Here is a 12,264-nt window from a genome sequence, read left to right as displayed (position 1 = left end):
AAAGAAGCCCGGCGGCGAAAGGCCGCCGGGCTGAGATCATTTCTCGGAGAATGATTATTCGATACCGAGGTCCTTGCGAACCGTCTCGTAGTTGTCGCGCAGGGCGATCTGGCCGGCCGTCAGGATCAGCTTTTCCGGTTCCTTACCGTTGGCAACCCAATCATACATATTGAGTGCGGTCTCATAGCCATGACGCTTCGGCGAGATGATGACGGTGCCGAAGAAACCGGTGGCAGCCGGCTTCTTGAACTCGTTGATCGCCGAATCCGCGCCGCCGATGCCGACGCCGATCATGCTGTCAGCGGCAATGCCGACGGTTTCGGTTGCGCGGACAGCGCCGAGCACGGCTTCGTCGTTCAGGCCGACGGCGATCCACTTCTTGATGCCTGCATTCTTGTTGAGGACAACGGTCGCGGCGTTGAGGGCAGCTTCCGTATCGGTCTTGGCCTGCGGGGCGTCGAAGATATTGGCTTCCGGGAAGCCTGCGGCCTTCAGCACCGAGAGGGCGCCCTCGACGCGATCGACGGCGGTCGGCAACTGGTCGTAGGAAACGCGGATCGCGCCGACGTCCTTCATGTCCCAGCCGCGCTTCTTGATCTCGTCGACAAGCGTCTGGCCAACGGCTTCGCCGATCTTGGTGGCCGAAATGCCCATGTGGGGCACGTCTTCGATCGGGCTGCCATCCGCATTGACGAGGCGGTCGTCGACGGTCATCACCTTAAGGTCATTGGCGGCAGCCTTGGCGACGATGCCGGGGCCAAGCTTGACGTCCGGCGTGCAGATGATGAAACCCTGAGCGCCCTGCGCGCCGAGATTATCGATGGCTGACTGAACCTTCTCGCCATCTTCCGCGCCGATCTTGACCAGTGTGAAGCCTTTTTCCTTGGCGGCGACTTCGGCGAACTTCCATTCGTCCTGGAACCACGGCTCTTCCGCCTGCTTCACGATGAACCCGATCTTGACATCGGCGGCGAAGGTGGAGGTTGCTGCGAATACGGCGACGGTACCAGCCAGGATGGCTGTCTTGATAAAGCCCATTATCTCTCTCCCAAAAATAACTGCGCTTGCAGTGAGGCCTATTTATCGGCTTTCATCATATTCGTCAATTGCGTTTGTATGATGAATTATATATCTAGGTATGACATTGGTGGTGCTGTGATATGAATCTGGCGTCGCCTTTGTAAGCGAAACCGGTTATGGGTCGCTACAGGTGCTTTGGCGCGGGAGTGGGATGGAGAATGGCCGGAGAAAAACACGGTGAGGCCCCGGATGTGCGGAATGGCGAGGGCAGCGTGCGCCGGCCACGCGTACAGAAGAACACCACGCGGGCGATTGCGTCGGATATCTTTGCCGAGGTCTTTCCTATTGGAGGGTTTCTTCCAACGGAAAACGAACTCTGCCTTCGTTATGGCGTCAGCCGGACCGTCATCCGCGAATCCTTGAAAATCCTCGAATCCAAGGGCCTGGTGCTTGGGCGTTCGCGTGTCGGCACAATCGTCTGCGCCAAGGAGGAATGGAACATTCTCGACCAGCAGGTGCTCGAATGGATCGGGCCGCGTATCTTCGAACTGGACCTGCTGTCCTGCGTGCTCGATGCACGCCGCGCCATCGAACCCTTCGCGGCAGAATTTGCCGCTGAACGGGCAACGGCCCAGGAGGTCGGTGAGATCGAGCGGGCGTGGGAGATGATGCGCGACGCCGAAGGCGATCTCGAAGCCTTTACCCAGGCCGATGTCGCCTTCCATGCCGCGCTGTTGAAGGCGAGCCACAATCAGGTTTTCATGCAACTCGCCAGCATCATCCGCGCAGCGCTGGAATTCTCTCTTCATGCCTCGAACGAAGTCGTGGACAGGCGGGACGAAGCTGTCGAAGTGCATCGCCAACTGGTTGAGGCTCTGCGCATGCGTGACAAGGTGGCGGCACGCGACTGTTCCGACCGCATGCTCAACGTTGCCGCCCGCGACATCGCGATAGCCTCGCAAAAACACCCCGCGCCAGCAGGCGAATGAACCGGCCGGAAGCCCGGCACACTCTTTTCGAACACGAGCCCCATTATGAAAATCACCAAGCTGACCACCTATATCGTCCCGCCGCGCTGGATGTTCCTGAAGATCGAGACCGACGAAGGCATTGTCGGCTGGGGCGAGCCGGTCGTCGAGGGTCGCGCGCTGACGGTGCAGGCGGCGGTGCACGAGCTTGAGGACTACCTGATAGGCAAGGATCCGTTCCTGATCGAGGATCACTGGCAGGTCATGTACCGCGCCGGTTTCTATCGCGGCGGTGCGATCCATATGTCGGCCATCGCCGGCATCGACCAGGCCCTGTGGGACATCAAGGGCAAGGCACTCGGACAGCCGATCCATTCGCTGCTCGGCGGGCAGGTGCGTGACAGGATCAAGGTCTATAGCTGGATCGGCGGCGATCGCCCGAGCGATGTCGCCAACAATGCGCGCGAGGTAGTCGCCAACGGCTTCAAGGCGATCAAGCTGAACGGCTGCGAAGAACTTCAGATCGTCGATACCAACGAGAAGCTGGACAAGGCTATTGAGACCATCGGCCTCATCCGCGATGCGATTGGCCCGCATATCGGCATCGGCGTCGATTTCCACGGCCGCGTGCATCGGCCGATGGCCAAGGTGCTCGCCAAGGAACTAGAACAGTTCAAGCTGATGTTCATCGAGGAGCCGGTGCTTTCGGAAAACCGCGAGGCGCTGAAGGAGATCGCCAATCATTGCTCGACGCCGATCGCGCTCGGCGAGCGGCTCTATTCGCGCTGGGATTTCAAGTCGGTGCTTTCGGACGGCTATGTCGATATCCTGCAGCCCGACCTTTCCCATGCCGGCGGCATTACCGAATGCCGCAAGATCGCGGCGATGGCGGAAGCCTATGACGTGGCGCTTGCCCCGCATTGCCCGCTCGGCCCGATCGCGCTTGCAGCCTGCTTGCAGGTCGATGCCGTCAGCCACAATGCCTTCATCCAGGAACAGAGCCTCGGCATCCACTACAACAAGGGCAACGACATCCTCGACTACATCTCCAACAAGGAAGTGTTCCACTACGAGGACGGGTTCGTTTCCATCCCGCAGGGACCCGGCCTCGGCATCGAGGTCAACGAGGCCTATGTCATCGAGCGGGCCAAGGAAGGTCACCGCTGGCGCAACCCCGTCTGGCGTCATGAAGATGGTAGCGTCGCCGAGTGGTGAGGGCAGTAGCATGGTTGGACGGCTGAACGGAAAACGCATCGTTATTACCGGTGCCGCACAGGGTATCGGTCTTGCCATCGCCGAGGTTTCGCTCGCCGAAGGGGCGTCGATCTTCCTCATTGACCGGGACAGTGACCTTTTGGCCGAGCAGGCGGAACGACTGCGCGCGGCCGGCGGACTTGTCGGTCATGCGCCTGCCGACATTGCCGATGCGGCGGCCATCGATGCCGCGATCGCGCAAGCGGCTGCGCAAATCGGCCAGCCCAGCACGCTCGTCAACAATGCCGGGGTCAACGTCTTCTCCGAAGCTTTGAAACTGTCCGATGCCGATTGGCAGCGTTGCTTCGACATCAATCTGAAGGGCGCCTGGAACTGCTGCAAGGCGGTGCTGCCCGGCATGATCGAGGGCGGCGGCGGCGTTATCCTCAATATCGCCTCGACCCATGCCTTCACCATCATTCCGCACACCTTCCCCTATCCGGTCGCCAAGCACGCACTTCTCGGCATGACAAAGGCATTGGGTCTCGAATATGCAGCGCAGGGTGTGCGGGTGAATGCGCTCGCCCCCGGCTATGTGCGCACGCAGAAGGTCGTCGATTACTGGAACAGCTTCCCTGATCCCGTTGCCGCCGAGGCGGCAACGATGAAGCTTCATCCGGGTGGCCGGATCGCCGAGCCGGAGGAAATCGCCAAGGCCGCCCTCTTCCTGATTTCGGACGAGTGCCCGTTCATCAATGCGACCTGCCTGACCGCCGACGGTGGCGTCAGCGTTTTGCACCACCCGTGAGGCACCATTTCCGCGATCATGCGGCGGTCACGCGATGATATCGAAGTCCGCCGCGGTCATCTTCAAAACCTTGTCCAGCAGCGCGAACTGCACCGCCACGCCGCTATTGCTGCCGTCCGCATCGTACCAGAGCTTGCCTGTCGTCTGGTCGTAGATGATCCGGTCATTGGTATCGTGCGCTTTCGCGCCAATGTAGAACGCGGCGGTAGCGAGATCGCCCACGCTGCCGACCTTGGTGAAGATGTCGTCATCCAGCACCATCCGGTCGTCGACCACGACGAAATCGTCTATCACGTCGATATTGGTCGATCCGAGCTTGGTATTGAAAACGAATGTGTCATCGCCAGTGCCGCCGATCAACCTGTCGATCCCGAGACCACCCGACAGCGTGTCGTTGCCCGCGCCGCCGGACAGGGTGTTCTTTCCGGTGTTGCCGGTGATCGTGTTCCCCAGCCCGTTTCCGGTCCCGTTGATCGCACCTCCCCCAAGCAAGGTCAGCTTCTCGATCGTCGCATAACCGGAAAGCGAGCGAGTGACAGTCGAGGTGATGGTATCGACGCCGGAACTGTCGGTAATACCGTCAGTCTCCGCCCAGAGCACATAGATGTCGTTGCCGCCGCCGCCGTTCAGCGTATCCTTGCCCTTGCCGCCATCGAGGATATTAGACGAGGAATTGCCGATCAGTCGGTCTTCATAGTCGGAGCCGATCAGGTTTTCGATCGATGTGTAGATATCGCCAAGGGCATCGTTGGTGTTGGTCGACGGCTTCACCAGGCTGGCGGTGACGCCCATAGTCGCGCCGGCATAGGAGGCCGTGTCGGTTCCCGATCCGCCATCGAGCAGGTCGCCGCCGGCGCCGCCGTCAAGCACGTCACTGCCCGCGGCTCCCTTGAGCGTGTCGGCCCCGCCCATGCCCCAAAGGTTGTTATCCGCAGCGTTACCGGTCAGGCCATCAGTCCCGAAACCACCCCGGGCATTTTCGAAATTGGAGATTTGATCGGTTTCGGTGCCGCTTGTCGCCGAGGTGACGGTCGTCCCCGCAAGCGTGAGCATGACGCCGAGATAGTGGTCGGAATAATCGACCGTATCGATCCCGGCCCCGCCGTTCAGCGTGTCGTTGCCGCCCGCGCCAACGATGGTATTGGCCTCGGCATCGCCGGTGAACTTGTCGGCTCCACCCGCGCCCCAGATATCCTCGATGCCGACGAGCTTGTCGCTGGCAATGCCGCCGACGGTGACAATCGCCGCGCCACTTACCAGCGTTACCGTGATCGAGACGGAGCCGAGATCCGAGAAGACCGCCATGTCGCGGCCGGCGCCGCCATCGAGCGTGTCGGTTCCGACGCCGCCATAAAGCTTGTCGTTGCCACCGTAACCGTAAATCTTGTCGTTACCCACCCAGCCATATAGCCGGTCGTCACCGCCGCCGCCGATGATCTTGTCGGCAAAATCCGAACCGGAAACGGTGAAGGACTCGACATTGACGATGGTGGCGCGAAGGGATGTGCCTTGCCGGACTTCCGTGGCGGCGCCGTTCAGCGTCATGGTTATGCCGGTCGTCGCGGCATAGTCGATGTAGAGGTTGGCCGTGTCGTTACCGGCTCCGCCATCGATCGAATCCTTGCCCGAGTCGATCGTGACGCCCAGCATGTCGTCACCCGCCAGCCCCTTCAAGGTATCAGAACCCCTATTCCCGTTGAGATCGTCATTGCCGGCAGTCCCTGAAAGCACGTCGTTGCCGTCAGCACCACTCAGCCGTACGGCCTCGATGCCGGTGATATTCGCTGCCACGACGCCGCCGACCTTGATTACGGTCGAGGTCAGGAAGTTGCCGGTGACGACCACGGCGAGATTGCCCGTTGCATAGCCACGGAAGTAATCCGTGCCGGATCCGCCATCGATCGTGTCGGCCTTTGCGTCGAGCCCAATGGTGATGTCGTCATCGCCAGCCCCGGTCTTGACGCTGTTTTTCCCGCTGCCGGCACTCAGTACATCGTTTCCCGCGCCGCCAATCAGGGTATCGTCGGCGTCGCCGGTATAAAGCGAAAGGGCTTCGACATTCTTGAGGGTAGCGACAATGGTGGTGCCGCTCTTGATCGTCGCTCCGGTCGCCAGCGAGCCGGTCATGGTCACCTTCTGGCTGAACAGCGTTGAATCCAGAGTCAGGCTGACCTTGTCTGTTCCGGTACCACCATCGATCATGTCCGATGCGACGTCGGCGATTGCGTTGATCGTGTCGTCACCCGCCCCGCCAACGGCCGCATCCTTGCCGGCGCCGGTGGACAGGGTGTCGTTACCGTCGCCACCGTCCAGCTTGTCGTCGCCGCCGTTGCCGTTGATCGTGTCGTCGCCCGCCTTGCCCGAAAGGGTATCGTTGCCGCTCGATCCGGTAATGGTGTCGTTGCCCGCCCCGCCGCTGAAATTCAGCGGGTTTGTCCCGGTTAGCGTGACGTTGATCTTTTCGAAGCCGGTGAATGTGCCCAGCAGCTTGCCGGCAGCCGTGAGCTTGGTGCCGTCGAACTTGATGCCGGTGAGGTTGGTATAAGAGAAGTTGAGGGTGAGTGTGTCGATGCCGCTGCCGCCATCATAGGCGCCGGCGCCAACCGGTGCGCTGTAGAACGTGTTGGGCGAATAGGTCGTCATCGTCAGGCTGTCGCTGCCTGCTCCGAGTGTCACCTTGTCCGTGCCGGCGACCACCATCGAGACATTGTCGTTTCCGTTGCCCGTGTCGACCAGGTCAATCCCGTTGTCGGCGCTGACAGTGTCGTCACCATCGCCCGTACGGATCGTGTCGTTTCCCTGGCCGGTCCGCACCGTGTCGGCAAGCGCACCGCCGGTGATCTTCTGGTTGCCGTCGCCATAAGCCGAGATGTTGAGGCGTTCGATATTGCGTGCCTGAGCGACCGTCGCGCCGTTAATCTTGATGTTGGTGACCGAAGCGAGCACCACTTCGACGGTGCCATGGTCGTAGAAGGAGAACGGAAAAACCTCGAGACTGTCGATTCCCGTTCCGCCATCGAGTTGATCGACCGCCTGATCGATCGTCCCGTTTGCCTGAACGCCGACGCTCAACGTGTCGTCGCCCGCCTCGCCATAGAGTTTGTCCGCGCCGATACCGGCAACGAGATAGTCATTGCCATTGCCACCATAGAGAATGTCTGCATCGACCGGATTGGTGTCGGTATAGGCATCATGATCACTCGCGATCATATCATTGCCATCGCCGCCATAGAGGATATCGGCACCGGCCTCGCCATTCAACTCGTCATCGCCGGTGCCACCCTTGACGGTGTCGCTGCCGGCGCCTGAATAGATCGTGTCGTCGCCGGTGCCGCCGTCGATCTTGTCGGCGCCGGCAGCGGTGTAGATTTCATCATCGCCGCCTTCGCCGAAGACGGTGTCGGCGCCGGTCGAGAGGCGATTGTTGACGCCGCTGTCCCAGTCGTAATAGCTGAGTTCGTCGTTGCCCGCGCCGAGATAGACCGTGTCGTCACCGTCGCCGGGATTGACCTCATCGGCCTGTGATCCGGTGTGGATGAGATCGCTGCCGCCGCCCGACTTGATCTCCGCCGAACCTACGGTCGTGATCGTATCGCCGCCCGCGCCGGTGGTCAGCGTGACCCCCTCCGCCTGGGTCAGCGTGACCTTGTTGCCGCCGCTGCCGAGGACAACGGCGTCGTAGATCTCGACATTCCTGATCTTGCCGAAACTGCCGAGGCTGACACTGGCGCCATTGGTCAGGGTGACGGCGTTGGTGGCGCTGGAAATATCGAAGGATGCGGTATCGATCCCCGTGCCGCCATCGATATCCTGTATCCCGGTGCCGCCATCAAGGGAGTCGTTGCCGCCCATGCCGCGCAGCGTGTCATTGCCGCCGGCACCGACGAGCGCGTCGTCGAGCGCGCCGCCCGTCAGGAAATCGTTGCCACCGCCGGCGCGGAAGATCACCCGCTCGATATTGCTGATCGCGACCGTCAGCGCCTCATCGACTTTGACGTTGGTGGTCGGGCCGAGGGCGAAGACGATGTTGTTGTTGATGATCGCGGAATAGTCGATCCGCAGGAGATCGATGCCGGCGCCACCATCGGCGATGTCGCCGGTATCGGGAGACTGGAAGCGCAACTCGTCGTCGCCGTTGCCGCCACGAAGCGTGTCATGGCCGATCAACCCGACGAACCCCCAGGGAATGCTCTGGACGTCGGTCAGGATATCGTTGCCATCGCCGCCGTCGATGTCGTCGCTGCCGACACCGCCATCGATATAGTCGTTGCCCTTGCCGCCCTTGAGATTGTCGTCACCCTCGTTGCCGAAGATCGTCTCGTCACCGCTGCCGCCCACGACGATGTCGTTGGTATTGTCGCCGATATATTGGAGACCATTCCATTTGCCGGCCATCGTGTTGCTCCCCAATAAAATAGGTCATCGAATGCACTGCCATAAAGAGATTGTCCGAAATCATTTTGGCGCACCGTCGTGCAGCCCAATCAGCCGTCGAAACGATGGCGGATAGGCCATTGATGCGCAACTCTCGAAACTCACAGTTCCCTTTGATTTTCGGTGCTCTGTGGTATCATTTCGGCACATTTTCCTGGCAAACCTCGGCTTGCGGCGAACGATCGGACACAGGGCATCATGAGTGGGAGCGTGGTCAGCCAGGCATTGCAACTTGTCGATGATGCGCTGACGGCTACGACCCCGCATGACGCGAGTGTCCGCTTCTTTCGGGCCGCGAGCCGGATGGGCGCGACCTATCTGCAGACCCGCCTCTACCGGCGGCCGATGGCGCGATTGACCTCCGAGGCGCATTGGGCCGCCGGCGGCGTCCTTGCCCGCATTTCGCCGGAACGATGGCCGGGAAGCACGGCCTTCAACTACATCTGTTTCGACTGCAATCCGCTCGTCTCCGCCATTCGCGAGAACCGGACGCGTTACCGCTTTTCCGATTTCGCGCCCCATGAAGACCCTGCCTACGGTGCTTATTGGGAAGCCCTGAGCGAAGCCGATATCGCCGACGCCCATTGCGCGACATCTTATGGCAGTCGTGGCGTGATCGCCTCGCTGCATCTCGGCTTCGGTGAACGCAATATCGGTGCCGACATGGAGCGGGCCGTGCAGATGGGAGGCCTGATCCTGACGGAACGGCTGATGGATTTTTCCGGCAGCATCAAGGATGACTGCCCGCATCTCAGCGACCGCGAGCGGGATTGCCTCGCCTTCCTCGCCGATGGCCGGCGGGACCGCGAAATCGCCGACCTGCTCGGGATTACCGAGACGACGGTGCGGTTTCATGTCGACAATGCCCGCAAAAAGCTTGGCGCCCGAAACCGAACCCAGGCCATCGCGCGGGTCGCCAATCTTCGGATACTTTAAGGACACCAAGCCGACATTGTCGGCGACGCTCATATCTGGCCGGAGCGCCTGTGAAAGCCGCCGAAAAACAGCCCATTCATCACGGGATCGCAGACATCGGAGCTTACCGCTCGGCCTCGAGCGAGCGGAGGATGTCGATCAGCTTGGGCGCCATTTCGCGGATTTCCGTAAGATGGGTTGCGGAGAGCTGTTCGAGGATGTCGTCGGCCTTTTCGGTAAGGGCCAGCGTCTGGCGTCGGCCATCCGCCGGGTCGGAATTGCGCGTCACGTAGCCGGCGGACACAAGGCGGTTCACCAGTTCCGTTGCCGTGTGCGGCGCGATCAGCAGCCGCTCGGCCAACTTGCCGACGGCCATGGATTCCTCGTCGCGATGCCCGCGGATGGCAAGCAGAGCCTGATGCTGCTGGGCCGGCAGACCCTTGGCCTGGGCGGCTGAGGTGCTGAAATCCGTGAAGCGGCGCAACGTATAGCGCAGGTTGGACAGGGCCTCGTAATCGGCGTCGCTGAGCCTGCTTTTCGCCATTCTCCGTTCTCCCGCGATTGGCATTCCGGCCACGCCGCATCGTCCGGCGTCCCACCTTCCGTTCAATATGTCTTTGCCCGGCTTACCGCAGGTTCGTCTGGCAGGCCACCCTTCGCGGCAAATTGTCTTCGTCCCATGTGTTGATTTATATCGTAATACGATGTAATTGCGGCCATCGCAACGCTGCACCAATGGAAGACCGATGCCGCACAAGACGACCGAATACCCACCGCACGATTTCACCGGCGGTCTCGCCCGGCGCGAGGCCGGAGATTTCACGACGGATAGACGCGTTCTCGCCCTGATCGGCATGGCGCTCATCGTCGGAACGGGCGGCGCGTTTGCCGCCAGACTGTTGGTCAGCCTGATTTCACTCGTCACCAACCTCGCATGGTTCGGACAAGTCAGCCTTGCGGTCACGTCGCCTGCGACGGCTCCGCGTTCTGTCTGGATGGTCGCTGTCCCCGTCATCGGCGGCCTGATCATCGGCTTGATGGCCCGTTTTGGATCGGAAAAAATCCGCGGCCATGGCATTCCGGAGGCGATCGAGGCGATCCTGATCGGCGGAAGCCGGATGTCGCCGAAGGTCGCCATCCTGAAGCCCCTGTCTTCGGCGATCTCCATCGGCACCGGCGGTCCGTTCGGCGCCGAGGGGCCGATCATCATGACCGGCGGAGCGATCGGCTCTCTGTTCGCCCAGTGTTTCCATATGAGTGCCGCCGAACGCAAGACGCTTCTTGTGGCCGGGGCTGCGGCGGGCATGACGGCAATCTTCGGTTCACCCATCGCGGCCGTGCTGCTTGCCGTCGAACTGCTGCTGTTCGAATGGAAGCCGAGAAGCTTCATTCCCGTTGCGCTTTCCGCCTGCATCTCTGCCTGCTGGCGTCCTTTCCTGTTCGAGGCGGGCGCGCTTTTCCCGCGACAGTTCCACATGGACCTGCCGTGGTGGGGGATCGGGCTCTGCGCGCTCGTCGGTATCATCGCCGGCCTGCAATCCGGGTTGCTGACAACGCTGCTCTACCGCATCGAGGATGCCTTCGAGGCGCTGCCGATCCACTGGATGTGGTGTCCGGCCATCGGCGGCCTCGTCGTTGGCCTCGGCGGCCTGATCGAACCGCGCGCGCTTGGCGTCGGCTATGACATCATCGACGGTGTCCTCAACAACCGCCTTCTGCCGCAGGCCGTGCTGACGATCCTGTTGGTCAAGGCCGTCATCTGGCTGGTGTCGCTGTCATCCGGCACGTCGGGCGGTGTGCTGGCGCCGCTCCTCATTCTCGGCGGGACGCTCGGCTGGCTGGTCGGGCTGCTGCTTCCCGGCGATCCCGGCTTCTGGGCTTTGCTAGGCATGGCGGCGATGATGGGCGGAACGATGCGCGCGCCGCTGACCGGCACCTTTTTCGCTGTCGAACTGACGGGCGATGTTTCGAGCCTGCTGCCGCTGCTGGTCGCCACGATCTCCGCTTACGCCGTGACGGTGCTGCTTCTCCGCCGGTCGATCCTGACGGAAAAGATCGCCCGCAGGGGTCAGCATATCACCCGCGAATACGGCATCGACCCCTTCGAATATACCCGCGCCCGCGATATCATGATCACTGATGTCGATACGCTTCCGGCCGCGATGCGCGTCGGTGAGGCCTCGGCCTTCTTCGCAAACACCGAGCGAACGCACCGGATCTATCCGGTCGTTGATGCGGCGGGAGAGTTGAAGGGCGTGGTGTCGCGCGGCGACGCCTTGCGCTGGCAGCGCGATCCCGCGCTGGCCGACCAGAGTCTCGACGAGCGGGTCTCGGACACATCGGTTCCGGTCGCAAATCCCGACGATACGATCGGCTATGTCGCCGATCTGATGCTGGCGACCGATGTCGGCCGCATTCCGGTTGTCGATCCGCAAACGGGCCGGTTGCTCGGATTGGTGGCGCGCAAGGACCTCCTGCGCATCCGCCACGCCGCCAACACGCTCGAAAACGAGCGCCAGCCCTATCTCGGGCTGCGGAAGACCGCCCCCGTAAAGACCGGTCAGGCCTGAACTCGTCTCGACACCAGGTCCGTTCCGGAAGGATATTCGGTTATTTGGACCTGGTGTTGTAGCTGCGGTCGATATTGGCCATCCAGCCGCGGACCTGGTCGAACAGCAGCGCGAAGTCGTAACGCCATTCCAGCGGCAGGATCCGCCAGCCGCTGGCCCTCGGCAATGCGAGGCGCTCGTCCAGCTGTTGTTTCAGCAGGCTCAACCGGCTGGCGTCTTCCGTTTGCGAAGGCTCCGAATGCGATGATGATCTGTCCGTGGACATGGGCAATTCTCCTTTGATGGGATCTCTTAATATATCGTATTGCGATATAAATTCAAGATCGTCCGGCCTGCGACGGAATGCCTGTCGTCT

General features: G+C 61.5%; 9 protein-coding genes. 5 read left to right on the top strand and 4 right to left on the bottom strand.

Annotated elements, in window-relative coordinates:
• Positions 1–54: 54 nt before the first annotated feature.
• A complete protein-coding gene (locus ACST81_RS23500) occupies positions 55–1,038 on the bottom strand; it encodes an arabinose ABC transporter substrate-binding protein (RefSeq protein ID WP_438754536.1) in 984 nt (327 codons plus the stop codon).
• A 200-nt stretch (positions 1,039–1,238) separates the two neighbouring features.
• On the opposite strand from ACST81_RS23500, the gene ACST81_RS23495 reads away from it, so the two are divergent.
• The 3 genes from ACST81_RS23495 to ACST81_RS23485 are packed head-to-tail and all read left to right on the top strand — an operon-like array spanning position 1,239 to position 3,990.
• The gene (locus tag ACST81_RS23495; RefSeq protein WP_438754534.1) at positions 1,239–2,009 is read left to right on the top strand and encodes a FadR/GntR family transcriptional regulator; all 771 of its coding nucleotides are present in this window, start codon (positions 1,239–1,241) and stop codon (positions 2,007–2,009) included.
• A 45-nt stretch (positions 2,010–2,054) separates the two neighbouring features.
• A complete protein-coding gene (gene dgoD / locus ACST81_RS23490) occupies positions 2,055–3,203 on the top strand; it encodes a galactonate dehydratase (RefSeq protein WP_438754532.1) in 1,149 nt (382 codons plus the stop codon).
• Positions 3,204–3,213: 10 nt separating this feature from the next.
• Positions 3,214–3,990 (top strand): SDR family oxidoreductase, encoded by a 777-nt coding sequence (locus ACST81_RS23485; RefSeq protein WP_438754531.1) that lies wholly within the window; start codon positions 3,214–3,216, stop codon positions 3,988–3,990.
• A gap of 27 nt (positions 3,991–4,017) precedes the next feature.
• On the opposite strand, the gene ACST81_RS23480 is transcribed toward ACST81_RS23485, so the two are convergent.
• The gene (locus tag ACST81_RS23480) at positions 4,018–8,385 is read right to left on the bottom strand and encodes a beta strand repeat-containing protein (protein ID WP_438754529.1); all 4,368 of its coding nucleotides are present in this window, start codon (positions 8,383–8,385) and stop codon (positions 4,018–4,020) included.
• Positions 8,386–8,622: 237 nt separating this feature from the next.
• Between ACST81_RS23480 and ACST81_RS23475 the strand changes: the two genes are divergently transcribed.
• A complete protein-coding gene (locus ACST81_RS23475) occupies positions 8,623–9,360 on the top strand; it encodes a helix-turn-helix transcriptional regulator (protein WP_438754527.1) in 738 nt (245 codons plus the stop codon).
• A 103-nt stretch (positions 9,361–9,463) separates the two neighbouring features.
• On the opposite strand, the gene ACST81_RS23470 is transcribed toward ACST81_RS23475, so the two are convergent.
• Positions 9,464–9,883: a MarR family winged helix-turn-helix transcriptional regulator gene (locus ACST81_RS23470; RefSeq protein ID WP_438754525.1), complete on the bottom strand. Its 420-nt coding sequence runs from the start codon at positions 9,881–9,883 to the stop codon at positions 9,464–9,466.
• 202 nt (positions 9,884–10,085) lie between these two features.
• Between ACST81_RS23470 and ACST81_RS23465 the strand changes: the two genes are divergently transcribed.
• A complete protein-coding gene (locus tag ACST81_RS23465; RefSeq protein ID WP_438754524.1) occupies positions 10,086–11,909 on the top strand; it encodes a chloride channel protein in 1,824 nt (607 codons plus the stop codon).
• A gap of 40 nt (positions 11,910–11,949) precedes the next feature.
• On the opposite strand, the gene ACST81_RS23460 is transcribed toward ACST81_RS23465, so the two are convergent.
• Positions 11,950–12,174 carry a hypothetical protein gene (locus ACST81_RS23460; RefSeq protein WP_438754522.1) on the bottom strand — a complete coding sequence of 75 codons (225 nt, stop codon included), beginning with the start codon at positions 12,172–12,174 and terminating at the stop codon, positions 11,950–11,952.
• Positions 12,175–12,264: the final 90 nt, after the last annotated feature.

Source organism: Pararhizobium sp. O133 (genome assembly GCF_051669845.1).
Taxonomy (GTDB): domain Bacteria; phylum Pseudomonadota; class Alphaproteobacteria; order Rhizobiales; family Rhizobiaceae; genus Pararhizobium.
This window is presented reverse-complemented; position numbering and strand designations above follow the sequence as displayed.

Bases quoted from the DNA above. Each gene is read 5' to 3' on its own strand.
- ACST81_RS23500 (WP_438754536.1), bottom strand. From the start codon at position 1,038: ATGGGCTTTATCAAGACAGCCATCCTGGCTGGTACCGTCGCCGTATTC.
- ACST81_RS23495 (WP_438754534.1), top strand. From the start codon at position 1,239: ATGGCCGGAGAAAAACACGGTGAGGCCCCGGATGTGCGGAATGGCGAG.
- dgoD (WP_438754532.1), top strand. From the start codon at position 2,055: ATGAAAATCACCAAGCTGACCACCTATATCGTCCCGCCGCGCTGGATG.
- ACST81_RS23485 (WP_438754531.1), top strand. From the start codon at position 3,214: ATGGTTGGACGGCTGAACGGAAAACGCATCGTTATTACCGGTGCCGCA.
- ACST81_RS23480 (WP_438754529.1), bottom strand. From the start codon at position 8,385: ATGGCCGGCAAATGGAATGGTCTCCAATATATCGGCGACAATACCAAC.
- ACST81_RS23475 (WP_438754527.1), top strand. From the start codon at position 8,623: ATGAGTGGGAGCGTGGTCAGCCAGGCATTGCAACTTGTCGATGATGCG.
- ACST81_RS23470 (WP_438754525.1), bottom strand. From the start codon at position 9,883: ATGGCGAAAAGCAGGCTCAGCGACGCCGATTACGAGGCCCTGTCCAAC.
- ACST81_RS23465 (WP_438754524.1), top strand. From the start codon at position 10,086: ATGCCGCACAAGACGACCGAATACCCACCGCACGATTTCACCGGCGGT.
- ACST81_RS23460 (WP_438754522.1), bottom strand. From the start codon at position 12,174: ATGTCCACGGACAGATCATCATCGCATTCGGAGCCTTCGCAAACGGAA.